Annotated in this window: 26 protein-coding genes; 21 read left to right on the forward strand and 5 right to left on the reverse strand. The window is 66.2% G+C overall.

Annotated features, from left to right (window positions below; genetic code table 11):
- From SOM28_RS11165 to SOM28_RS11200, 8 genes are all read left to right on the forward strand, one after another.
- Positions 1–577, forward strand: a 577-nt coding sequence (locus SOM28_RS11165) for a flagellar hook-length control protein FliK (protein ID WP_320468150.1), incomplete at its 5' end; no start/stop codon positions are given.
- A gap of 3 nt (positions 578–580) precedes the next feature.
- Entirely contained in the window at positions 581–1,033 is a 453-nt protein-coding gene (locus SOM28_RS11170; protein WP_123067656.1) for a flagellar basal body-associated FliL family protein, read from the forward strand.
- Positions 1,034–1,064: 31 nt separating this feature from the next.
- Complete coding sequence (locus SOM28_RS11175) at positions 1,065–1,793, forward strand: FliA/WhiG family RNA polymerase sigma factor (protein WP_320468151.1); 729 nt, start codon at positions 1,065–1,067, stop codon at positions 1,791–1,793.
- A 31-nt stretch (positions 1,794–1,824) separates the two neighbouring features.
- On the forward strand, positions 1,825–2,736 hold the full coding sequence (gene motA / locus SOM28_RS11180) for a flagellar motor stator protein MotA (protein ID WP_123067658.1): 912 nt from the start codon (positions 1,825–1,827) through the stop codon (positions 2,734–2,736).
- Positions 2,737–2,739: 3 nt separating this feature from the next.
- Complete coding sequence (locus SOM28_RS11185) at positions 2,740–3,687, forward strand: flagellar motor protein MotB (protein WP_123067659.1); 948 nt, start codon at positions 2,740–2,742, stop codon at positions 3,685–3,687.
- A gap of 29 nt (positions 3,688–3,716) precedes the next feature.
- Positions 3,717–3,980, forward strand: coding sequence for a flagellar biosynthesis anti-sigma factor FlgM (flgM, locus tag SOM28_RS11190; RefSeq protein WP_109344760.1), 264 nt, complete (start codon positions 3,717–3,719; stop codon positions 3,978–3,980).
- Between the two features lie 2 nt (positions 3,981–3,982).
- Positions 3,983–4,411, forward strand: coding sequence for a flagellar export chaperone FlgN (gene flgN, locus SOM28_RS11195; RefSeq protein WP_320468152.1), 429 nt, complete (start codon positions 3,983–3,985; stop codon positions 4,409–4,411).
- On the forward strand, positions 4,398–5,159 hold the full coding sequence (locus SOM28_RS11200) for a glycoside hydrolase family 73 protein (protein ID WP_320468153.1): 762 nt from the start codon (positions 4,398–4,400) through the stop codon (positions 5,157–5,159). Before flgN ends, SOM28_RS11200 begins: the two co-directional genes overlap by 14 nt.
- A 16-nt stretch (positions 5,160–5,175) precedes the next feature.
- Here SOM28_RS11200 and flgA read toward each other — a convergent pair whose 3' ends face one another.
- Positions 5,176–5,838: a flagellar basal body P-ring formation chaperone FlgA gene (gene flgA / locus SOM28_RS11205; protein ID WP_320468154.1), complete on the reverse strand. Its 663-nt coding sequence runs from the start codon at positions 5,836–5,838 to the stop codon at positions 5,176–5,178.
- A 113-nt stretch (positions 5,839–5,951) separates the two neighbouring features.
- Here flgA and flgB point away from each other — a divergent pair, with 113 nt between their 5' ends.
- The 13 genes from flgB to fliD all read left to right on the forward strand — a co-directional run bounded on the left by flgB (position 5,952) and on the right by fliD (position 17,206).
- Positions 5,952–6,311, forward strand: a complete 360-nt coding sequence (gene flgB / locus SOM28_RS11210; RefSeq protein ID WP_123067663.1) for a flagellar basal body rod protein FlgB — start codon at positions 5,952–5,954, stop codon at positions 6,309–6,311.
- 10 nt (positions 6,312–6,321) lie between these two features.
- A complete protein-coding gene (flgC, locus tag SOM28_RS11215) occupies positions 6,322–6,726 on the forward strand; it encodes a flagellar basal body rod protein FlgC (protein WP_123067664.1) in 405 nt (134 codons plus the stop codon).
- A gap of 2 nt (positions 6,727–6,728) precedes the next feature.
- The gene (locus SOM28_RS11220; RefSeq protein ID WP_320468155.1) at positions 6,729–7,412 is read left to right on the forward strand and encodes a flagellar hook capping FlgD N-terminal domain-containing protein; all 684 of its coding nucleotides are present in this window, start codon (positions 6,729–6,731) and stop codon (positions 7,410–7,412) included.
- 11 nt (positions 7,413–7,423) lie between these two features.
- Positions 7,424–8,614: a flagellar hook protein FlgE gene (locus SOM28_RS11225; protein ID WP_320468156.1), complete on the forward strand. Its 1,191-nt coding sequence runs from the start codon at positions 7,424–7,426 to the stop codon at positions 8,612–8,614.
- Positions 8,615–8,623: 9 nt separating this feature from the next.
- The gene (locus tag SOM28_RS11230; RefSeq protein ID WP_123067667.1) at positions 8,624–9,349 is read left to right on the forward strand and encodes a flagellar basal body rod protein FlgF; all 726 of its coding nucleotides are present in this window, start codon (positions 8,624–8,626) and stop codon (positions 9,347–9,349) included.
- A 28-nt stretch (positions 9,350–9,377) separates the two neighbouring features.
- A complete protein-coding gene (gene flgG, locus SOM28_RS11235) occupies positions 9,378–10,163 on the forward strand; it encodes a flagellar basal-body rod protein FlgG (RefSeq protein WP_183407296.1) in 786 nt (261 codons plus the stop codon).
- Positions 10,163–10,816 carry a flagellar basal body L-ring protein FlgH gene (gene flgH / locus SOM28_RS11240; protein ID WP_123067669.1) on the forward strand — a complete coding sequence of 218 codons (654 nt, stop codon included), beginning with the start codon at positions 10,163–10,165 and terminating at the stop codon, positions 10,814–10,816. Before flgG ends, flgH begins: the two co-directional genes overlap by 1 nt.
- Positions 10,817–10,823: 7 nt before the next feature.
- Positions 10,824–11,933 (forward strand): flagellar basal body P-ring protein FlgI, encoded by a 1,110-nt coding sequence (locus tag SOM28_RS11245; RefSeq protein ID WP_123067670.1) that lies wholly within the window; start codon positions 10,824–10,826, stop codon positions 11,931–11,933.
- Positions 11,933–12,271 carry a rod-binding protein gene (locus SOM28_RS11250; RefSeq protein WP_123067671.1) on the forward strand — a complete coding sequence of 113 codons (339 nt, stop codon included), beginning with the start codon at positions 11,933–11,935 and terminating at the stop codon, positions 12,269–12,271. Before SOM28_RS11245 ends, SOM28_RS11250 begins: the two co-directional genes overlap by 1 nt.
- Positions 12,272–12,386: 115 nt before the next feature.
- Complete coding sequence (gene flgK / locus SOM28_RS11255) at positions 12,387–13,766, forward strand: flagellar hook-associated protein FlgK (protein ID WP_123067672.1); 1,380 nt, start codon at positions 12,387–12,389, stop codon at positions 13,764–13,766.
- A 10-nt stretch (positions 13,767–13,776) separates the two neighbouring features.
- Positions 13,777–14,688, forward strand: a complete 912-nt coding sequence (gene flgL / locus SOM28_RS11260; protein ID WP_123067673.1) for a flagellar hook-associated protein FlgL — start codon at positions 13,777–13,779, stop codon at positions 14,686–14,688.
- Positions 14,689–14,693: 5 nt separating this feature from the next.
- A complete protein-coding gene (locus tag SOM28_RS11265; RefSeq protein WP_320468157.1) occupies positions 14,694–15,740 on the forward strand; it encodes a hypothetical protein in 1,047 nt (348 codons plus the stop codon).
- Positions 15,741–15,877: 137 nt separating this feature from the next.
- Positions 15,878–17,206 carry a flagellar filament capping protein FliD gene (gene fliD / locus SOM28_RS11270; RefSeq protein ID WP_123067675.1) on the forward strand — a complete coding sequence of 443 codons (1,329 nt, stop codon included), beginning with the start codon at positions 15,878–15,880 and terminating at the stop codon, positions 17,204–17,206.
- A gap of 83 nt (positions 17,207–17,289) precedes the next feature.
- On the opposite strand, the gene typA is transcribed toward fliD, so the two are convergent.
- The 4 genes from typA to infB form a co-directional block, all read right to left on the reverse strand.
- Entirely contained in the window at positions 17,290–19,122 is a 1,833-nt protein-coding gene (gene typA, locus SOM28_RS11275; protein ID WP_123067676.1) for a translational GTPase TypA, read from the reverse strand.
- 237 nt (positions 19,123–19,359) lie between these two features.
- Positions 19,360–20,286 (reverse strand): tRNA pseudouridine(55) synthase TruB, encoded by a 927-nt coding sequence (gene truB / locus SOM28_RS11280; protein WP_320468158.1) that lies wholly within the window; start codon positions 20,284–20,286, stop codon positions 19,360–19,362.
- Positions 20,283–20,702 (reverse strand): 30S ribosome-binding factor RbfA, encoded by a 420-nt coding sequence (gene rbfA / locus SOM28_RS11285; protein ID WP_123067678.1) that lies wholly within the window; start codon positions 20,700–20,702, stop codon positions 20,283–20,285. Before rbfA ends, truB begins: the two co-directional genes overlap by 4 nt.
- Before the next feature lie 242 nt (positions 20,703–20,944).
- Positions 20,945–23,776, reverse strand: a complete 2,832-nt coding sequence (gene infB, locus SOM28_RS11290; protein ID WP_320468159.1) for a translation initiation factor IF-2 — start codon at positions 23,774–23,776, stop codon at positions 20,945–20,947.
- Between the last annotated feature and the right edge of the window lie 13 nt (positions 23,777–23,789).

Genomic DNA, 23,789 nt, shown 5'->3' on the forward strand with positions numbered 1-23,789 from the left:
CGCCGCGCTGGCCACCGACACACCGCGCGACGGCGCCGACACCGCGCCGACCACCGCCGCCGCCAGCGTCACCGCCCCGAGCCAGCCGGCCGCCGCGCGCGGCGCCGGCAGCGTGGTCCTGGCCGGTCCGCCGACCGCCTGGCGCCAGACCCTGCAGGAAGCGCTGGGCGAGCGGCTCCAGGTCCAGCTCGGCCGCGGCGCCGAACAGGCCACGATCCGCCTCGAGCCGCCGATGCTGGGCCGGATCGACATCTCGATCCGCCACAGCGGCGGCAACCTCGAGGTGCACATCGCCGCCACCAATACCGAAGTGCTGCGCCAGCTGAACACGGTCAGCGACAACCTGCGCAACGACCTGGCCGGACGCCAGTACAGCAACGTCTCGGTCAATGTGAGCGAGACCCCGCGCGCCCAAGCCACCGCCCAGGCCGGCAACCAGCCATCCAGCCAGCCGGGCGCCGATGCCCAGGGCCGCGGCCGCCAGGATGAGCAGCAACAGCGCCAGCGCACGCCCGGACTGGCCCTGAACGATGCCGGCGACGCCGGTTCCCTGTTTTCGATGAATGACCGCGACTAGACCATGAAAGCAAAACTGATCATCGCATTCGCCGGCGTCGCAGTAGCGGCCGCCGCCGCCGCCGGCGGCGCCATGTGGTATATGAACCCGGCCCCGGCCGCCGGCGCCGTCGCCGCCAAGCCGGCCCCGGAGAAGAAGCTGACCAAGTACGTCACCCTGGACAAGGTGATCGTCATGCTGCGCCGCGCGCCGAACGAGCAGGCCGCGCACTACCTGTCGGTCGACCTGGTGCTGGCCACCACCCCAGCCGAGGAGAAGGAAGCCAAGGAACAGCTGCCGCTGCTGCGCAGCATCGCCGTGTCGGCGCTGTCGGCGCGCACCCTGGCCGAAGCCTCAAGCATGTCGGTCGACCAGTACGCGGCCGAGCTGAACAAGGTATTCGACGCCAACTATGAAAAGGAAAACCATGTGAAGCCGTTTTCCGAAGTCATGGTCGGCAAGCTGATCATCGAGTGACGCGAATCCACCTGGTGACCACGTGGCCTATATGAGCGACTACCTCGACGTTGCCGCCGCCGACTACGGCGATGCGGCGACCAGCGCCGGCATGAGCGCGCAGGAGGAAGGACGACACCTGCTGGCCTATGCGCCGCTGGTCAAGCGCATCGCGCGCCAGCTCGGCAGCCAGGTCTCGGGCGCGCTTGGGCGCGAAGACATGGAACAGATCGGCCTGATGGGACTGCTCGAAGCGCTGCGCCGCTACGGCCAGCCCGACGCCGGTTTTTCGAGCTATGCGGCGCTGCGCGTGCGCGGCGCCATCCTCGACGAGCTGCGGCGCCAGGACTGGCGTCCGCGCGCGGTGCGCCAGGAAAGCCATCGCCAGCGCGATGCCCTGCGCGCGCTGACCCGCAGCCTGGGGCGCGAGCCGAACGAGAAGGAAGCGGCCGAGGCCCTGGGCCTGTCCGCGGAACAGTATCAACAGTATCTGCTCGACGACAGCGCCGAGGAAATGCTGAGCTTCGATGAAGTATTGCAGGAAGCGGTCGGCGAAGCCCATCACACCCCCGGCCCCGAAGAACAGTTCATGGTGCGGCGCAGCCTGGAGCAGGTGCTGTCCGCCCTCAACGAGAAGGAGCAGCGCGTGATCCAGATGATCTACGAGTTCGAACTGAGCTACAAGGAAATCGCCGCCGTGCTCGACCTGTCCGACGCCCGCGTCTGCCAGCTCAACAAGAGCGCGCTGGCCAAGATGAAGGCCGCGCTGCAGCGCGACTGAACCGAATTACAAAGAAAAAAGGCCCTACGTCATGCAGCAACTACTCGGCATCGCCATCGTGCTCGGCGCCATCTTCGGTGGATTCACCCTGATGGGCGGCACCTTCGCCTCGATCTTCCACCCGGTCGAGATCCTGATCATCGGCGGCGCCGCCTTCGGCGCGCTGGTGCTCGGCAATCCGAAGCACGTGCTGTCCGAGATGGGCCACCAGCTCAAGAAGGTCGCGGCGCGCAAGAAGCACGACTCGGAATTCCAGCGCCAGCTGCTGCTCCTGATGTACGAACTGCTGCAGACCGCCGCCGGCGGCCTGAAGGCGCTCGACGCCCACGTCGAGGCGCCTGCCGAAAGCCCGCTGTTCCAGCGCTATCCGGCGATCCTGGCCGAGCCGAAGCTGCTGGCCTTCATCGTCGATAACTTCCGCCTGATGGCCATGGGCAAGATCAACGCCCATGAGCTGGAAGGCGTGCTTGAGCAGGAGCTGGAAGCGATCCACGAAGAGCTGACCCAGCCGTCGAAGTCGCTGCAAAAAATCGCCGAAGCGATGCCGGGCTTCGGCATCCTGGCCGCGGTGCTGGGCATCGTGATGGCCATGTACTCGGTCTCGGGCGGCGCCGATTCGGGCGAGATCGCCGAGAAGGTTGGCGCGGCCATGGTCGGCACCTTCATCGGCATCTTCTTCTGCTACGGCGTGCTCGAGCCGCTGGCCAACCTGATGAAGCAGACCGTCAATTCGGATGCATCGACCATGGAGACCGTCAAGGTCGTGCTGTGCACCCACGTGGCCGGCAAGCCGGCCCTGCTGGCGATCGACGCCGGCCGGCGCCTGATCCAGCTCAATACCAAGCCCAGCTTCGCCCAGCTCGAACAGTGGATCAACGCCATGGGCGGCGAAGACGAATCGCAGAACAAGCGGCGCCGCGGCGGCGACCGCATGGCGGGGTAACACGTGTCGAAACCGAACGACAAGCACGAATCGACCATCGTCAAGCGCGGCGGCGGCAAGCACCAGCACGACGAGCACGGCGGGGCCTGGAAAGTCGCGTTCGCCGATTTCTGCCTGGCCCTGATGGCGCTGTTCCTGGTGCTGTGGCTGATCGCCGCGCGCGAGCAGCAGAACCTCAAGGCGATCGTGCGCGACGCAACCGACTCCGGCATGCTCGAGGGCCAGGGCCAGAAGCCGGCCATCGCCACCGAGCCGAGCGGCAGCCTGATCGAGCGCTTCGAGGTCCCGCGCACCGGCAATGCCGGCACCAGCAACCCGGGCAGCCCGAGCGCCCCGCGCACCGCCTACGAGACCCCGGCCGACCTGGCCGCCCTGTCGAAGGCCCTGACCGAGCTGTCGGAGAGCGCCGGCCTGGCCTCGAACCTGTCCACCGTGGTCACGCCCTACGGCCTGCGCGTGATGCTGCACGACACCGATAAACAGGGCATGTTCATGCGCGGCAGCGCGCTGCCCACCGGCCGCTTCGCGCGCCTGCTGCAAAAGATGGGTCCGCTGTTCGCCCAGATGCGCAACCAGATGCTGATCATCGGCCATACCGATTCCAGCCGCTACGCCGGCGTGGACAAGGGCGGCTATTCGAACTGGGCGCTGTCGACCGACCGCGCGCTGGCCGCGCGCGCCCAGCTGCTCACCGGCGGCATGCAGAGCAGCACCGTGCTGCAGGTGGTCGGCATGGCCGACCGCGGCCCGCTGCACCCGGAAGCCCCGCTCGACGGCATGAACCGCCGCATCGAACTGCTGATCCTGACCAGCGCCCAGTCGCGCGCGGTGGCGAATATGTTCGGCGCCCCCGGCAGCCACGGCACGGCGCTGGGCAGCGGCGCGTCGGTCACCATGCCGGACGCCGCGGACCTGGAACAACTGCGCGGCCAACTGCCGACTTCGCCATGACGATCCAACCGAAATCCCGAGGTAACCGCATGAAAATCACCGGCTCGTCCGTATCCACCGTCACCATCGGCGCCCAGACCGTGTCGGTGCCGGTACAGGCCGAGGCGCCGGCCGCGCCGGCCGCCGCCCTGCAATCCGAAGTTCTCAAGCCGGCCGCCGAAGCGATGCGCGCGATGCCCGATTTCGACGCCGCCCGCGTGGCTGAACTGCGCGATGCGCTGGCGCGCGGCGAGCTGCCCTTCGATCCGGGCCGCCTGGCCGGCCTGATCCAGAAATTCCACGGAGGACGCTGAGCATGGCCACCCTCACCCGCCAGGCGGCCAATACGCTGCTGCTCGAAGGCGTCCAGAAAGACCTGGCCGAAGCGGCCACCATCCACACCTTGCTGGAACAGCAGTTCGAGGCCGCCGTGCGCCACCGCAGCGCCGAGCTGAGCGCGCTGGCGGAGAATCTGGAGCCGCTGCTCGAGGCGATGGAAGCGCGCCGCCAGCAGCGCCTGCAGCTGGTGCGCGCCCTGCTCGGCCCGGACGCCTCGATGGCGCAGTACAGCGCCAGCCTGGCCGCCGGCGCCCGCACAACCTTCGACGCCGCCTGGGCCGAGCTGGAAGCGATCGTGCGCGCCTGCAAGGAGGCGACCACGCGCAACGGCCGCCTGCTGGCCGAGCAATATTCCGTGATGCAGCGCGTGCTGCACGGCGAGGACGAGATCTATGCGCCACGCTGATTTCTCGATCGCGTCGACGGCGCCGACCGCCGCCACCAGCGCTACCCGTCCCACCGCAGGCCTCGGCGGCGGCGGCGACGCCAGCTTCGGCCGGCTGTTCAGCGAGCTGCAGGGCGAAGTGACCGCCTACATCCAGCATGGCGATGCCGGCGCCGACAGCGGCGCGGCCAGCAGCCTCTCCGCGGAAGGCGCCCTGCTGCGCCTGCGCGCCAAAGGCCTGATCATGGGTGAAGAAGAACAGGTGGACGCAGCCACGGCCAGCGGCGGCGCGGCCGCCAGCACGCCCGAGCAGCAGGCTTTCCTGGACAGCATCGCCCCGTGGGCGCGCCAGGCCGCCGACCGGCTGGGCGTGGCGCCGGAACTGGTGCAGGCCCACGCCGCGCTGGAATCCGGCTGGGGCCAGCGTCCGCTGCGCACCGCCGACGGCGCCAGCAGCCACAACCTGTTCGGGATCAAGGCCGGCGCCGGCTGGAATGGCGCGACCGGCGACTCGAGCACCACCGAATACGTGAATGGCGCCGCGCTCAAGACGCGCGAGCGCTTCCGCGCCTATCCGGACGCGGCCAGCGCCTTCCAGGACTACACCCGGGTATTGATGGACAATCCGCGCTACCGCGGCGCCCTGAATACGGGCAGCGATGCCCAGGCCTTCGCCCAGGGCCTGGCGCGCGGCGGTTATGCGACCGACCCCGGCTATGCCGCCAAGCTGGCCCGCATCGCGGGCGGGCTGCAGGGATCGAAGGAATGAAGCCTTGTTCGACGCCTTATTCGCCCAGCGGCATGTCGATCGGCTGCACGGCGCCGGCGCCCAGCACCCGCATGCGCACCACCTGGCCGCTGGCGCTGTTCTTGACCCGCACCACGGCGCCGCGCGCGCCGGCGTCGAGCGCCTCGCCCGCCATGGTCACCTCGATCCCGTCCTGGCGCGCGGTCATGACCACCGCTTCGCCACGTTTCACCACGATCGGCGCCACCAGCTGGCTGGCGCGCAGGACCTCGCCGGCGCGCAGGCTGCGCCGGCTGGACTGGCCGACGGCTTCGTCGAGCATGCCGATCGGATCGCGCACCTGGGTAATGTCGCGCCGCTCGAGCGTGACGTCGGCCTCGGATAGTTCACGGTTGGCCGCCACCGGCGCCGCCGTCACCGCCACCAGGGCCGAGATGCGGGCGCGCACCACGAAGTCGTGGCGCCAGCCATTGCCGTCCGGGCAGCGCGCCACGAAGCGCATGCGCGCCGGCTGGCGCGTGTCGATCGCCTCGACCGTGACCGGCCCCTTGCAAACCGGCGCCGGACGGCTGCTCGACACCGTCAGGTCGAACTGGGGATCACCCAGCCCGACGGCGTCGGCGCCCTTCTCGAGCTGCTCGCGCGCTGCTTGTTCTATCTCTACGGAAAGAGTTTGTGCCGCCTCTGCTGTGGTGCACAACAGACAGGTTACAATACTTATAGTTGCCTTGCGGAAAGCAATCATTGGACAATACGGGTCAGGCGGAAAGGCCCATTCTAACCAAACTCACTGCAGTTCACTGGAGAATCGCCATGTCGATTAATTTCAAGGAAGCTCTCGGCGTCAGCGCCGATGCGCTCCAGTTGCGCGCCGAACGCACCCGCGTGCTGGCAGCGAACATCGCCAACGAGAGCACGCCTGGCTATACGGCGCGCGACCTCGATTTCGCTTCCGTGATGCAAGCCCGGATGGACGCCGACGACGGCGCGCCGACGCTGTCGGAAGATGGCCCCCTGTTCCGCGTTCCCTACCACCCGAGCGCCGACGGCAATACCGTCGAGATCGGCGTCGAGCAGGCCGCCTTTTCGCAGAACGCCTCCGATTTCCAGACCAGCCTGACCTTCATCAATATGAAGCTGCGCGGCCTCAACAAAGCCATCACCGGCCAATAAGGAGCGCTGAATGAGTTTTAAAGACATTTCCCTGATCGCTGGCTCGGCCATGGCCGCCCAGACCGTGCGCATGAACACGATCGCCAGCAACCTGGCCAACGCGAATGCCGTGGCCACCACCGAGGACGAAGCCTACCGCGCCCGCAAGCCGGTGTTCGCCGCGATGCTCGACGGCGAAGGCGTGGCCAAGGTCAAGGTGCTGGACGTGGTGCAGTCGAGCGAACCGCTGCGCCGCGTGCACGAACCGGACAATCCGCTGGCCGACGCCGACGGCATGGTGTTTTACGCCAACGTCAATGAAGTGGCCGAGATGGCCGACATGATGTCCGCCTCGCGCGCCTTTGAAACGAATGTCGAGGTCATGGGCCGCATCAAGTCGATGCAGCAGTCCCTGATCCGTATGGGAGAAAGCTGATCATGGTCACGACCACCAATAACTTCGGTTTCAGCAGCAACTACAGCAATACCAGCAACAGCCCGGCCGGCGTGCCGATGAGCGAGAACAAGGACATGTTCACCAAGCTGCTGGTGGCGCAGATCCGCAACCAGGATCCGCTGGCCCCGTCCGATCCGGCCACCTTCGTCAACCAGCTGTCGCAGCTGTCGCAGACCGAGGCGCTGGAAAACATGACGCAAACCACCGCCGCCAGCGCCGCCATGCTGCAGAGCCTGCAGGTGCTGGCGATGGGCGGCCAGGTCGGCAGCCAGGTCTCGGTCGAGACCAGCCGCGTGGAACTGGGCGATACCCCGATCACCGGCAGCGTGCGCCTGGAAGGCGCCAGCACCCTCACCCACGTGATCCTGACCGACATCGCCGGCAAGCAGACCAGGATCGAACTGCCGTCGCACGGCACCGGCGGCCAGGAATTCACGCTCGACCCGGCCAAGCTCGGCCTCCCGGCCGGCAAGTACAGCATCGCCGCCGAAGCCTCGGACGGCACCAAGCCGGCGATCGAGATCAACGGCCGCCTGAACAGCGTTCGTCTCGACTCGACCGGCGGCATCCTGATGCAGGTGGCCGGCGTCGGCGAAGTCGAGCCGGGCTGGATCACCGGTTTCAACGGTAAAAACAATTCCGCCGACCTGGCGTTCACCAACTAAAGGATTCCCCCATGAGCTTCAATATCGCCCTGTCGGGCATCCAGGCCATCAACGAGCAGCTGAACACCCTGTCGAACAATATCGCCAACGCCGGCACCTACGGCTTCAAGAGCAGCCGCGCCAACTTCTCGTCGGTGTACGCGGGCGAGATGGCCAACGGCGTGCAGGTCGGTTCGCTGACCCAGGACATCAACAAGAACGGCAGCCTGCAGACCACCGGCCGCGGCCTCGACGCCGCCATCCTCGGCCGCGGTTTCTTCACCAGCCGCGACGACCAGGGCGTGGTCTCGTACTCGCGCGTCGGCATCTTCAATACCAATGCCGACGGTTACCTGGTCGACGCCACCGGCAAGCGGGTGCAGGGCTATGGCCCGACCGTGAACGGTGTGATGGGCGCCATGGGCGACATCGAGGTCCCGACCGGCCAGATCCCGGCCGTGGCCACCACCCGCGTCGCCTACGCGGGCAATATGTCGAACGAATGGCCGACCAAGGACGCCGCTGACTTCGACTTCGAGGATTCCAGCACCTACAGCATGGTCAAGCAGTCGGTGGTCTACGATTCGCTGGGCACCCAGCACACCGTGTCGCAATACTTCATCAAGACCGACGACCAGACCGTCACCGTGCGCTACAGCCTGAACGGCGAGGAGCCGGCCGCCGCCGCCACCTTCGACATCGACTTCGACTTGAATGGCCGCGTCGTGGAAACCCAGACGGCCGGGCCGAACCTGACGATCACGGCCCCCGGCGCAGAAGATCTGGTGTTCAACTTCGATTACGCCGGCACCACCAAGCTCGGCGGCGCCGCGACCAACACCGCCAACCGCCCGAACGGCTATGCCTCCGGCACCTTCGTCGGTGTGGAAATGGCCGAAAACGGCTCGATCGTCGCCAAGTACAGCAACGAACAGCAGCAGGTCGTGGGCACCGTGGCGATCGCCACCTTCCCCGACGAAGGCAGCCTGGCCCCGGTCAGCGACACCAGCTGGGTCGCCAACGCCAACTCGGGCGCGCCGCTGTACAGCACCCCGGGCGTCGGCCTGGCCGGCAAGCTGTCCAAGGGCACGCTGGAAGGCTCGAACGTGGACATCACCTCGGAACTGGTCGGCCTGATGACCTCGCAGCGCAACTACCAGGCCAACTCGAAGGTGATCACCGCCGAGAACCAGATGATGCAGTCGCTGATGCAGGCGCTGTAAGCGTAGGCCATGGACAAGTTCATCTTCACCGCCGTCAGCGCCGCCCAGCGCACCCTGCAGGCACAGCAGGTGCGCGCCAACAACCTGGCCAACGCCGACACCGCGGGCTTTCGCGCCAATATCGAGCTGGCGTCGAGCCAGGCGCTGGCCGGCTACGGCTATGACGACGTGCACCTGGCGCGCGGCATGGCCGATGCCGTCTCGACCCGCAACGGCACCGTGCGCGACACCGGCCGCGCGCTGGACGTCGCCGTCAACGGCAACGGCTACCTGGCGGTGGAGTTCGGCGAAGGCGAGGCGTATACCCGCGCCGGCGCGATCGACATCGACGCCAACGGCGCGCTGTCGGTCAACGGCCGTCCGCTGCTGGGCGAAGGCGGCCCCATCGTGCTGCCGCCGCACACCGCGGTCGACATCGCCAACGACGGCACCATCTCGGTGATGCCCGAAGGCGGCACGATCACCCAGATCATCGACCGGCTGCGCCTGGTCAGCGCGGAAGGCGCCCAGCTGGCCAAGAACGAGGCCGGCCTGATCGTCACGCGCGAAGGCGAGCCGCTGGCGGCCGACCCGAACGTGACCGTGCGCGGCCGCGCCCTCGAAGGCAGCAACGTCTCGGCGGTCGAAGAGATGGTTGCCGTGATGAGCCTGAACCGCAGCTTCGAACTGCAGATGAAGATGTTCAAGGCCAGCGACAGCATGAACGAGTCGGGCAACCGCCTCATCGGTGCGTAAGCATCGGCACACTCAATAAGGAGCAACCATGAATCCAGCAATGTGGATCAGCAAGACCGGCGTGCAGGCACAGGATGCCAAGCTGCAGGCGATCGCCAACAACCTGGCCAACGTCAACACCGTCGGCTTCAAGCGCGACCGCGTCGTGTTCGAAGACCTGTTCTACCAGGTCGACGCCCAGCCGGGCGCCCAGAACGCCGACAACACCGTCAACGGCGGCGTCCAGCTCGGCAACGGCGTGCGCGTGGTCGGCACCCAGAAGGCCTTCACCAACGGCAGCCTGCAGACCACCAGCCAGCCGCTCGACGTCGCCATCTCGGGCGCCGGCTTCCTGCAGGTGCTGCGTCCGAACGGCGAACCGGCCTATACCCGCGCCGGCCAGCTCAAGCTCGACCCGAACGGCACGCTGACCAATGCCCAGGGCCTGGCCATCGTCCCGCAGATCACGATTCCGCAGAATGCCAGCGGCATCACCATCGGCGAGAACGGCGTGGTCTCGGTGACCTTCCCGAACCAGCCGGCGCCGCAGGAAATCGGCCAGATCAACCTGACCGCCTTCATCAACCCGACGGGCCTCCTGGCCCTGGGCGACAACCTGTTCCAGGAAACCGCCGCCAGCGGCGCGCCGAACGAAGGCCGTCCGGGCGACGCCGCCTTCGGCGCGCTGAAACAGGGCGCGCTGGAAGGCTCGAACGTGCAGGTGGTCGAAGAGATGGTCGACATGATCGCCGCCCAGCGCACCTACGAGATGAACACCAAGGTGCTGTCGGCGGCCGACAATATGCTGCAATACCTGTCGCAGGCGGCACGCTGATGAAAACCCTGGCCGCCCTGCTTGGCATCGTCCTGCTGGCCGGCTGCGCCACGCCGGCGCAGGTCGCCATGCGCGACGACGATGACGACCACATGCCGCTGCAGCGCATGGCGCGCGGCGGCGTCTCGGGCGGCGTGTTCACCGCCGACACCGTCTCGCTGACCTCGGACAGCCGCGCCTACCGCGTGGGCGACGCCGTCACCGTGATCCTGCAAGAGACCACCCAGGCCAGCAAGCGCGCCGGCACCAGCATCTCGAAGGGCTCGTCGGTCGGCATCTCCCCGCTCGCCGCACTGGGCAAGGTCTACGACAAGGTGGCGGTCGACATCACGGCCGACCGCGATTTCCAGGGCGACGCCACCAGCACCCAGCAGAATGCGCTGTCCGGCTCGCTGACCGTGATCGTGCAGGAAGTGCTGCCCAACGGCCTCTTGCGCGTGGCCGGCGAAAAGAACCTGATGCTGAACCAGGGCGAGGAATTCGTGCGCCTGAAGGGCTTTGTGCGCTCGGCCGACGTCGACAGCGACAACCGCGTGTCCTCGCTGCGCGTGGCCAATGCCCGCATCGCCTATTCGGCGCGCGGTGCGCTGGCCGACGCCAACCAGCCGGGCTGGCTGACGCGCTTCTTCAACAGCCCCCTGATGCCGTTCTGAGGATCACATGAATCTGCGCCGAATCGCCCCTCTCCTGCTCGCCGCCGCCCTCGGCTGCGCCGCCCTTCCTGCCAGCGCCGCGCAAGCCCTGCGCAACCTGGTCAGCGTCGAAGGCGTGCGCGAAAACCCGCTGGTCGGCTATGGCCTGGTGGTCGGCCTGAACGGCTCGGGCGACTCGACCCAGGTCAAGTTCGCCAGCCAGTCGGTCATCAATATGCTCAAGCAGTTCGGCGTGCGCCTGCCGGAAGGCGAGGACGCCAAGAACAAGAACGTGGCCGCCGTCATGGTGTCGGCCACCTTCCCACCCGGCTACCGCCGCGGCCAGGCCATCGACGTCACCGTCTCTTCGCTGGGCGACGCCAAGAGCCTGCGCGGCGGCACCCTGCTGCTCACGCAATTGCGCGCGGCCGACAACGAAATCTACGCCCTGGCCCAGGGCAATGTGGTGGTCGGCGGCCTGAACGCCACCGGCCGCAGCGGTTCCTCGGTCACCGTCAACACCCCGACCGCCGGCCGGGTGCCGAACGGCGCCCTGATCGAGCGCGAGATCGCGACCGACTTCGCGACCCGCCCGCAAGTGCTGCTGCGCCTGCGCCAGCCGCACTTCGAGACCGCCACCAACGTGGTCAATGCGATCAACAAGCGCTATGGTCCGATCGCCACCACCCTGGACGGCACCAGCGTCGAAGTCATCGCCCCCGAGAACCCGACCGAGCGCGTGGCCTTCGTGGCCAGCCTGAACGCCATCAGCGTGGAAGCCGGCATCGAGGTGCCGAAGGTCGTGTTCAACTCGCGCACCGGCACCGTCGTCATCGCCGACGGCCTGCGCGTGAAGGCGGCCGCCGTGACCCATGGCTCGCTCAAGGTGATCATCTCGGAAAGCTCGCGCGTCAGCCAGCCGGGCCCGTTCGCGCGCGGCCAGACCGCGGTGACGCCGGAATCCAAATTGTCGGTCGACCAGGGCTCGGGCCAGATGTTCCGCTGGCCGCCGGGCGCGCGCCTGCAGACCATCATCGATACCGTGAACAGCCTGGGCGCCTCGCCCGACGACATCATGGCGATCCTGCAGGCCCTCGACCAGGCCGGCGCGATCGAAGGCGAACTGGTGGTGATCTGATGCGCATCGACGATCTTCGCAACGACGCGCTCAAGGCCGCAACCGAAGCGCCGGTCGCGCCCGCCGCCGACCAACCGGACCCGGCCTACGTGGCGAAAGCCACCCAGGCCGCGGTCGAGTTCGAACGCTTCTTCATCAGCCACATGCTGCGCACGATGCGCTCCTCGACCCGCGAACTGGCGAGCGAGGACAGCGTCTTCAACAACCGCGTCAACCAGGACATGCAGGACATGGCCGACGACCTGGTGGCCGGGAACATGGCCGGCCAGCGCGCCTTCGGCATCGCCGACGCCATCCTGCGCCAACTGGTACCGGGCGCCGGTACCGGCAAGCGCTAGAAATGCGGCAAACGGATCGGATCCCGGGCGCGATCCGATTTATACAAAAAACTTAATAGACAGCAATAATCGGTCGCCTTTACAGGTTAACCTGTCTCGAGGACGAATTCGTACCATGACGATCATCAATAATGCCCTCTCCGGCGCCCTCGCCGCCCAGCTTTCCCTCGCGGCAAGCAGCCACAACATCGCCAACCTGCAGACCAAGGGCTATACCCGCCAGTCGGCGCTGCTGATGGCGGTCGGCCCGGATGCCAGCGGCCGCTCGGCCGGCAATGGCGTGCAGGTGACCTCGCTGCTGCGCTTCTCGGACAACTACAAGACCCAGGCCATGTGGCGCGCCAATTCGGAACAGGGCGTGTACTCGCAATCGCAGCAATACCTGACCCAGCTCGAAAGCGTGATGGGCGACACCTCGGCCAGCCTGTCGGCCGGCATCGACGATTTCTTCAAGGCGGTCAATGCGGTGGCGGGAGACCCGGGCTCGACCCCGCTGCGTCAGCAGGTGCTGACCGCCGCCGGCCTGATGGGCGAGCGCTTCAACGGCCTGAACAACGTCTTCAATACCCAGCTGACCTCGGTGCGCCAGCAGCGCAGCGCCCTGGTCGACTCGGCCAACGTCGACATCGCCACCATTGCCCGCCTGAACAAGCAGATCATCGAAACCCAGGCCAGCGGCGTCTCGGCCTCGAGCCTGATCGACGCGCGCGACCAGGCCATCGACGACCTGTCGAACAAGATGGGGGTCGAAGTCTCGGACAATGGCGACGGCAGCCGCGACGTCTCGCTCAAGAGCGGCCAGGCGCTGGTGATCGGCAGCATGCACGGCACCCTCAAGGCGGCCCCGAGCGCCGATTCGCCGCAGGCGTTTTCGATCTCCTTCGCCAACTCGACCTTCACGCTCGACGCCAGCAAGATGGGCGGCCAGCTCGGCGGGCTGACCCAGTTCGAGCAAAACACCTTGATCCCGATGCAGAAAGACGTCGAGGCCCTGGCGAAAGAGATCGCCGACCGCGTCAACGGACAGCTGCAGCTCGGCTACAATGCGCCTGGCGCGGCGCCGAATGGAGTCCCGCTGTTCGTCTTCACTCCCGGCAATGGCTCGAACATGCTCAAGACGGTCGAGGGTTTCAAGGCCCAGGACCTGGCGTTCTCGAGCGACGGCACGCCGGGCGATACCGGCAATCTGCAAAAGCTGGCCGCGCTCAAGTCCGCGTCGATCGACCTGCCCAATATCGGCAGCGTGCTGCTGAGCGATGCCGACACCCAGATGCTGGGCAAACTGGCCGTGGACAGCAAGATCAACAAGGCCGCCCTGAAGACCGCCGAGACCGTGCGCGTCCAGTCGATCAACGACTGGCTGTCGACCAGCGGCGTCAACGAAGACGAAGAAGCGGTCAAGCTGGTGGAGTTCCAGCGCATGTACCAGGCCAATATGCAGGTGATCTCGATCGCCAATTCGCTGTTCGACGCCACCCTGGCCATGATGCAGTAAGGAGAACATGATGCGTATCGCTACCGCCCAGTACCAATCGACGATGAACCAGTCGCTCCAGAACAACCAGGACCGGCTCAGCTACATCATGCGCCAGCTCGATACGCAAAAGCGCATCCTGCTGCCATCGGACGACCCGGTCGACAGCGTGCGCCTGTCGCGCCTGGCGCGCGAGGAATCCACGGTCGGCCAGTACCGCAGCAATATCGCCTCGCTCCAGCTGCGCCTGACCAAGTCGGAAGGCTACCTGAGCAATATGGTCAACGAGATGATCCCGGGCCGCGACCAGCTGGTCTGGGCCCTGGACGGCGCCAATACCCCGGACGACCTGAAGGCCATGATCGCGCCGCTGCAATCGCTGCGCGACAGCCTGTTCCATACCGGCAACACGATCGACGAAGAAGGCAACTACCTGTTCGCCGGCACGCTGACCAAGACCGCGCCGTTGGTCTACAACGAGGCTGCGGACCCTGGCGAGCGCTACAGCTTCGCAGGCAATACCAATGCGCAGAACGTCGTGGTCGGCAACGGCCTGACCCAGCCTGCCAACGAGAACCTCGATGGCCTGCAGAAACTGCTGAACCAGATCGACGCCACCATCGAGGTGATGTCGCAGCCAGGCGCCACGCCCAACGATCCGGCCATCCGCGCGGTGCTGAATGCCAACCTGGCCGGTTTCGACGAAGCGCAAGCCCTGATCTCGAGCAAGATCGCCGACCTGGGCGGACGCCAGAACATCATCAAGACGCTGGACGACAACCACACCAACATCAGCCTGTCGAACAAGATCGCGATCACCGACATCGGCGCGCTCGACGTCGGCGTCGCCGCCACTGAGCTCAACGGTTACTCGACCGCCCTGCAGGCGACCTACAAGGCGTACGCCAAGATCGGCAACCTGTCGCTGTTCAATGCCATCTGACGGCCATGGAAGCACTCTCCAGACCAGCCGCCGCCAGCCCGACCGCCTCGGGCGCCACCGCTAACAGCACCGTCGTCAGCGGCAACACCGGCGCCCAGAGCACCTCGGCCACCGGGAGGGCCCACGCCGTGCCACCGCTCGACGCCGACAGCCGCGCGATCACCCGCACTCCGCCGACCTCGAGCCCGCTGCGGCGCGGCGTCGGCATGAACCAGAACCTGCAGAGCGAGGTCGCACGGGCCCAGCAGGCGCTCGACTACCTGGCCCGCATGGCCAGCCAGCTCGAGTCGCTCAAGGCCGACCTGAGCACGCGCCTGTCGAGCCGCGGCGCGGCCGCCTCGCGCGATCTCGAGGCGCGGGTGCGCCAGCTTACGGCGGCGCTGGAAGGCCGCCGCCAGCAGGCCGGCGACGGCGTCGACGCCGCGCTCGACTTCGACGCCGTGGCCGGCGCCCAGCAGCGTTTCCGGATCCAGGGCCTGAACATCGCCACCCTGCGCAGCGGCGGCACCCAGACCATGGGCTTCTCGGTCGGCAGCGCCGGCGGCCCACAGCTGGCGGCCACGATCGAGCCCGGCATGACGCCCGAAGAAATCGCCCAGCGCCTCGACCGCACCCTGGCCCCGGTCAAGGTACGCGCGGGCCTGGACCAGGGAGGCGAGCTGGTGTTTACCACGCGCGAATCGACGTTCACGGGCATCAAGGACGCGATCGCGGTGACCGGCCGCGGCCGGGTCGACACGATGCCCCTGCCCGCCGCCCTCGACCCGCAGAACTGGGAGCTGGGCAACCCCGACGCCCTGCGCCAGAGCCTGCGCGAAGTGGTGCAGGCGCTGGCCCGGGTGCGCCGCTCGCAAGACGCGGCCTCGCTGGCGCTGAGCACCGCCATGGCGCGCAACACCCAGCCCGAGATCCCGAGCGCCGAACTGGCCATGATCGCCCAGGATTTCACCGCCACCGCCGCCAGCCACGACTACGATTCGCTGCTGGCCATCACCTCGGCCCTGGTCGGCGTCAGCCGCGACCGGGTGACCGCCCTGCTCGGCCTGCGCTAGGCCAGTCCCCGGTGGCCGGGACTTGACCGTTCCGGCCACCGATACAATCGATGACTGTTCACGATCGCCTTTTCATGCGATAAAGCAAGGGTAGCAACCTCCGGTTGCACGACATTCCCGACCAGGATTATCGAGCCATGCTGACAACTTCCACCACGGGACTCGCGTCCCAGCCCGCCGCCAGGCAATACGGCGACATCCGCACCAACCTGACGCAATCGCTGCTGGCCCAGAATCCCGGCCTGAAAGTCCTCGACGCCCAGGTCAAGCGCGACGACGCGCGCCTGTCATCCATCGGCAAGATGGCGCTGGCGCTGGACGGCTTCCGCTCGGTCGCGGCCGGCCTTACCGGCGGCAAGCTCGACATGCTCGCGACCGCCAGCGGCAGCGCCCTGACGGCCAAGCTGAGCGCCGCTTCCGCCACGCCCGGCAAGTACACGGTCGACGTCCAGCAACTGGCCCAGGGCCAGAAGCTGCAAACGAAGGCGGTGGCGGACAAGGATGCGGCGCTGGGCACTGGCGGCGCCAGCACGATCACGGTCGAAACCGGATCCGGCGCCAATGCCAAGAAGACCACGGTGCACATCGATCCGAACGACAGCAGCCTCGAAGGCATTGCCAAGGCCATGCGCGAGGCCGGCCTGGATGCCGAGGTCGCCAAGAATGGCGACGGCTATTCGCTGAGCCTGACCGGCGAGACGGGCGCCGCCAACGGCATGCGCATCAGCGTCGCCGGCGACCCGGTATTGGGAGGGCTGCTCGCTTACCAGCCGGGCAAGGAAGGCGCCATGCAGCAGGTGGCCGCGGCCCAGGATGCGCGCGTGGTGGTCGGCGACAAGACCGTCACCTCCGCCACCAACTCGGTCACCGAAGCCATCCCCGGCCTGAACCTGACCCTCAAGGAGACCGGTAAAAGCGAGGTCGAGGTGCGCAGCGATCCGGCCGCGATTGCCGGCAACGTGAAGGATTTCGTCAAGGCCTTCAATGAGCTGAACACCCAGCTGGGCAAGCTGGAAACGGGCGATGCCCGCTCCGACACCACGCTGCTGCGGATGAAAGCCCAGATCGGCAACATCGTCAACAGCAGCAGTGTGCGTGACCTGGCGGCTTTTGGCATCACGCAAAAGGATGGCGCACTGGCGCTGGACGAGGACAAGCTCAAGGCAGCCATCGCCGCCGATCCGGCGCGCGCCAACAAGGTATTCAGCGACAAGGGCGGCCTGGCCGATCGCCTGGTGGCCCAGGTCGACAAGCAGATCGGCACCAGCGGCACCCTGGGCGTGGAAGCGGCCAGCGTGCTGCGCGAGCGCGACCGCCTGCTCGACCAGCGCGACAAGGTGATCGACACCGTGACCCGCCAGGCCACGCTCATGGCCCAGCAATACCAGATGGCCGGCAGCGGCAACGGGCTGTTGTTCGGCGGCGGTGCGGGGCGGCCGATGTCGCTGTTCGATTACATGGCATAAGGCATCTCGAATCAAAAAAAATCCCGCTGCATGCAGCGGGATTTTTTTCGTCCAGGGACGGCGAACCGCCCCTGAGTGATTGCTTACGCCTCGCGGCTGGCTTTCTTGCGCTCGTGCTCTTTCAGGTAGCGCTTGCGCAGGCGGATCGATTTCGGGGTGATCTCGACCAGTTCGTCGTCCTCGATGAACTCGACGGCGTATTCCAGCGACATCTGGATCGGCGGCACCAGGCGCACTGCTTCGTCGGTACCCGACGAACGCACGTTGGTCAGCTGCTTGCCCTTGATCGGGTTGACGACCAGGTCGTTGTCGCGCGAGTGGATGCCGATGATCATGCCTTCGTACACCGGGGTGTTGTGCTCGACGAACATGCGGCCGCGGTCTTGCAGCTTCCAGATCGCGTAGGCCACGGCGGCGCCGTCGTCCTGCGAGATCAGCACGCCGTTACGGCGGCCAGCCAGTTCGCCCTTGCTGTTGTCGACGGCAGCGTATTCGTGGAACACGTGGCTCATCAGGCCGGTGCCGCGGGTCAGGGTCATGAACTCGCCCTGGAAGCCGATCAGGCCACGGGCCGGGATCAGGTATTCCAGACGCACGCGACCTTTACCGTCCGACTCCATGTTCTGCAGGTCGCCACGACGGCGGCCCAGTTCTTCCATCACGCCGCCCTGGTTGGCTTCTTCGACGTCAACGGTCAGGTTCTCGTATGGCTCTTGACGGACGCCATCAACCATCTTGTACACGACGCGTGGACGCGACACCGCCAGCTCGAAGCCTTCGCGACGCATGTTTTCCAGCAGGATGGTCAGGTGCAGCTCGCCGCGGCCCGAGACTTCGAAGGTGGTGTCGTCGTCGGTCGGCAGCACGCGCAGTGCGACGTTGGCCTTCAGTTCACGTTCCAGGCGCTCGCGCAGCTGGCGGCTGGTGACGAACTTGCCTTCGCGGCCGGCCAGTGGCGAGTTGTTGACCATGAAGTTCATGGTCAGGGTCGGCTCGTCGACGGTCAGCATCGGCAGCGCTTCCGGCGTGTCCACGGCGCAGACGGTCGAACCGATGCCGATGTCTTCGATACCGTTGATCAGGCAGATGTCGCCGGCAACAGCCGAGTCGACCAGCACGCGCTCCAGGCCCTTGAAGTTCAGCACCTGGTTGATGCGGCCCTTGATCGGGGTCGAATCAGGGCCATTCAGGATGAGCACATCCTGGCCGGTCTTGACGGTACCGCGGTTGACGCGGCCGATGCCGATCTTGCCGACGTACGACGAGTAGTCGAGCGAGGTGATCTGCATCTGCAGCGGGCCGTCCGGGTTGTCGTCACGCACCGGCACGTATTTCAGGATGGCGTCGAACAGCGGCTTCATATCGCCTTCGCGCACGCTTTCGTCCAGGCCGGCATAGCCGTTCAGGCCCGATGCATAGACGATCGGGAAGTCCAGCTGCTCGTCGTTCGCGCCCAGCTTGTCGAACAGTTCGAAGGTCTGGTTGATGGCCCAGTCGGCGCGCGCGCCCGGACGGTCGACCTTGTTGACGACGACGATTGGCTTCAGGCCCAGGGCCAGCGCCTTGCGGGTCACGAAGCGGGTCTGCGGCATCGGGCCTTCCTGCGCATCGACCAGCAGCAGCACCGAGTCGACCATCGACAGCACGCGCTCGACTTCGCCGCCGAAGTCGGCGTGGCCTGGGGTGTCGACGATGTTGATGTGGGTGCCTTCGTACTCGACGGCGCAGTTCTTCGACAGAATGGTAATGCCGCGCTCTTTCTCGAGATCGTTCGAGTCCATCACGCGGGTGTCCACGGCCTGGTTTTCACGGAAGGTGCCGGACTGACGCAGCAGTTGGTCGACGAGCGTGGTCTTGCCGTGGTCAACGTGGGCAATGATTGCGATATTACGAATCGCGCGTTTGGTGTTTGACATGATTTTTGAGAAGTAGCGTGGAGTACAGAATGTACTGGAACTGCAAGTCCGATGCTGCCGCTTACTGAAACAGATTTCGGAAACCGACTAGTATAGCATGGGAAGCGGCCCAGTCTGAATCTTGCGCGGGAAAGACACGTTTTTTTGGCGGACTGCCGGCGCGTCGTCACCGCAGCAGCTTAGCCGCTGCCGGTGACAGGCGCGTGACATGCGCTCAGGCAAGGCTCGCGCAAGAAGTCAGGCCGGCGCCGCGGTCGAGATCAGGCGCTCCGGCGCCAGGATTGCATACTCGCCCAACTGGCCGGTGCCGAGCAGGCGGCCGTCGTGGTAGATGCGCACCCTGCCCTGCTGCTCCGGCACGGCGACGTTCTCCTTGCCCAGGGCCAGGCGCTGGCCCTGCAGGAAGCGCTTCGCCAGTTCCGGCGTCAGCTCGATGGCCGGGAAGGTCGACAGCAGCGCGTCCACCGGCCGCAGCAGCGACAGGGGATCGGGATGGGCCAGCAGATCGTCCAGCGTGATCATGCCGGTCACGTCCAGCGCACCGACCTCGATCCGGCGCAGCGCGTTCAGGTGCGCTCCACAGCCGAGCGCGGCACCGATGTCCTCGCCCAGCACGCGCACATACGTGCCCTTGCTGCAGGTGACGCGGATCTTCAGGAATGGCGCATCGTAGGCCATCATCGACAGTGCGTGGATGGTCACCGGCCGCGCCTCGCGCTCGAGCACGATGCCCTCGCGCGCGTATTCGTACAGGGCCTTGCCGTCGCGCTTGAGCGCCGAATACATCGGCGGCACCTGCTGGATCGGACCGCGGAAACGCGCCAGCGCCGCCTCGATCTGCTCGATCGTGACGTCGACCGGCAGGGTCTCGATCGCCTCGCCTTCGGTGTCGCCGGTCGTCGTCATGATGCCGAGGTGAACCGTGGCTTCATAGGTCTTGTCGGCCTCGAGCAGGTCTTGCGAGAACTTGGTCGCTTCGCCGAAGCACAGCGGCAGCAAGCCGGTGGCGAACGGGTCGAGCGTGCCGGTATGGCCGGCCTTCTTCGCGTTCAGCACGCGCTTGGCCTTGATGAGGGCGTCGTTCGACGACAGTCCGACCGGCTTGTCGAGCAGCAGCACGCCATCGACGAGGTCGCGCGGTTTTTTCGCGGGACGTCCGTTCACTCTTTCTCCGCCGGGTCGGCTGCTTCCTGCGATTCGGGATCGTCCTTGGCGCGCGTCGCGTTGGCCTGGTCGATCAGGGCCGACATCGCCAGGCCGCGCACGGTCGAGGTGTCGTGCAGGAAGTGCAGCGACGGCAGCGTATGGATGTGCAGGCGCTTGCCCAACATATTGCGCAGGTAGCCGGACGCCTTGTTCAAGCCTTCCAGGGTCTGGCGCACGTCTTCCGCGCTGTCCTTGAGCAGGGTGAAATAGATCTTGGCGTGGGCGTAATCCGGGGTCAGCTGGACTTCGCTGATCGTGACCATGCCGACGCGCGGGTCCTTCAGTTCGAAGGCGATGAGTTCCGACAAATCCTTCTGGATCTGGTCGGCCACGCGCAGGCCGCGCTGTGGAATGCTTTTACTGTGTTTAGCCATGATGGTTCACTACTTTATTCTTTTGTTAGCGTCGTCCCCGCGCAGGCGGGGACCCAAGTTTCTTAGCTCAGCAGCTGCGCTTGCGGGTAGCGGTCAAGCGAACAAACTTGGGTTCCCGCCTTCGCGGGAACGACGTGCTCGGGCCGGTGGCCGCCCCGCTCCTGTACGGATAAAAAAGGGCCAGGCCCTCCGCGGCATTGCCGCGAAGCGTCCTGGCCCCCATGGTACGCCAACGGCGTGACTTACAGCGTACGCGCCACTTCGGTGACTTCGAACACCTCCAGGACGTCGCCGACCTGGATTTCGTTGTTGCCCTTCAGCGACAGACCGCACTCGAGACCGGCGCGCACTTCTTTCGCGTCGTCCTTGAAGCGTTTCAGCGAATCGATCTCGCCGGTCCAGATCACGATATTGTTGCGCAGCAGGCGGACCGAGGAGGTACGCTTGACCACGCCATCGGTGACCAGGCAGCCCGCGATCGCGCCGACCTTCGACACCAGGATGACCTGGCGAATCTCGACCTGGCCGGTGATGGTCTCGCGCTTCTCCGGCGCCAGCATGCCCGACAGTGCGGTCTTGATCTCGTCGATCGCATCGTAAATGATGCTGTAGTAACGGATGTCGACGCCGTTCGCTTCGGCCAGCTTGCGCGCCTGGGCGTCGGCACGGGCGTTGAAGCCGATGATGACTGCCTTCGATGCGGTTGCCAGGTTGACGTCCGACTCGGTGATGCCACCGACCGCGGCGTGCACGATCTGCACCCGGACTTCGGAAGTCGACAGCTTCTGCAGCGAGCCGACCAGCGCTTCCTGCGAACCCTGCACGTCGGTCTTGACGATCAGCGGCAGGTTCTTGACTTCGCCTTCGGCCATCTGCTCGAACATGTTCTCGAGTTTCGCGGCTTGCTGCTTGGCCAGTTTCACGTCACGGAACTTACCTTGACGGAACAGGGCGATTTCACGCGCCTTGCGCTCGTCGGCCATGACCATGACTTCTTCGCCGGCGCTCGGCACTTCGGTCAGGCCCTGGATCTCGACCGGGATCGACGGACCGGCTGCGGCGATCGATTTGCCGTTCTCGTCCAGCATGGCACGAACGCGACCGAACGAGGAACCCGCCAGCACGACGTCGCCGCGCTTCAAGGTACCCGACTGCACCAGGATCGTCGCGACCGGGCCGCGGCCCTTGTCCAGACGGGCTTCGACCACCAGGCCACGGGCCGGGGCTTCGGTCGGCGCCTTCAGTTCCAGCACTTCGGCCTGCAACAGCACCTGTTCCAGCAGATCCTCGATACCGGTGCCGACCTTGGCCGACACTGGCACGAATGGCGAATCGCCACCGTATTCTTCCGGCACCACGCCTTCGGCAACCAGTTCCTGCGTCACGCGGTCGGCGTTGGCGCCCTGCTTGTCGATCTTGTTGATCGCAACGACCAGCGGCACACCAGCGGCTTTTGCGTGAGCAATTGCCTCTTTGGTTTGCGGCATCACGCCGTCGTCCGCCGCCACCACCAGGATGACGATGTCGGTCGCCTTGGCGCCACGGGCACGCATCGCGGTAAACGCTTCGTGGCCCGGGGTATCAAGGAAGGTGATCATGCCGCGCGGGGTGTCCACGTGGTATGCACCGATGTGCTGGGTAATGCCGCCGGCTTCGCCCGAAGCGACCTTGGCGCGACGGATGTAATCCAGCAGCGAGGTCTTACCATGGTCGACGTGACCCATGACGGTGACCACCGGTGCGCGCGAGCTCGACTCGTACTCGGTGTGCTCGCCCTGGTCGGCCAGCAATGCTTCCGGATCGTCCTCGGCGGCAGCGAAGGCCTTGTGGCCCATCTCTTCCACCAGGATCATCGCGGTTTCCTGATCCAGCACCTGGTTGATGGTGCACATCTGGCCCAGCTTCATCAGCTGCTTGATGACCTCGGATGCCTTGACCGACATCTTGTGCGCCAGTTCGGCCACGGTGATGGTCTCGGGAACGTGGACGTCCTTCACGATCGCCTCGGTAGGCGCCTGGAAGTTCGATTCACGATCGTCGCCATGACCGCGACGGCCGCCACGGCCACCGCTGCGCCAGCCGTCACGGCCACCGCCGCCGGCAGGTGCGCCACGGGTTTTCAGGCCGGTGCCGCCACGCTTCTTGTCGTCCGACCAGGTCGACGACACATTGGCCGACTTGATCGACTTCTTGTCGCCCGGCTTCTTGGCGTCGTCCTTCTTGACTTCGCCCGGCTTCTTGTCCGCAGGCTTGTGCAGCGTGCCGGCGGGAGCTGCCGGAGCGGCTGGCTTGGCCACCGGTTCCGGCGCCTTGATCACGCGGCGCGGCTGGCTCATCATGAGCTTGATCTGCGCCACTTCGTCGGCCACGGCCTTGCGTGCACGCTCGGTGGCGGCAGCGCGTTCGGCGGCTTCCTTGGCAGCGACTTCTTTCGCCGCCTTGGCGTCGTCGGCAACTTTCTTGGCAGCCTCGTCGGCGCCAGCAGCGGCTTCCTTGCCGGCAGCAGCTTCCTTGGCGGCAGCGGCAATCGCGGCCTTTTCGGCGGCGTCGCGCTTGGCCTGTTCGGCAGCTTCGCGCTTGGCCTGCTCTTCAGCAGCCGCGGCTTGCGCCTTTTCTTCGGCTTCCAGCTTGGCCAGGCGTTCCTGCTTTTCACGCAGGTCGGCTTCCTGACGGGCGATCAGCTCGTTCTGGCGGGCCGCTTCTTCCTCGCGGCGCGCCTGTTCGGCAGGGTCGATCACCGGTTCTTCGGCCGCCTTGGTCGTGACCAGGTCGTCGCGCTGCACGAAGGTGCGCTTCTTGCGGACTTCGACCTGGATGGTGCGCGATTTACCCGACGAATCGGCTTGCTTGATTTCGCTGGTTTCCTTGCGCGTCACCGTGATCTTCTTCTTCTCGCCGGTATCGGCTGCGCCGTGGGTACGGCGCAGATGGTTCAGCAGCTTGTCCTTATCATCTTTCGACAAGGGATCTGACGTCGAGCTTTTCTCGACGCCGGCCGACCGCAGCTGGGTCAGCAGCAGGTCTGCAGGCATCTTCAGCTCGGTGGCAAATTGGGCTACGTTGTTACTCGCCATTCAGTCCTCTTTT

The sequence above is a fragment of the Massilia sp. CFBP9026 genome, assembly GCF_034045165.1.
Lineage (GTDB): Bacteria > Pseudomonadota > Gammaproteobacteria > Burkholderiales > Burkholderiaceae_D > Telluria > Telluria arenae.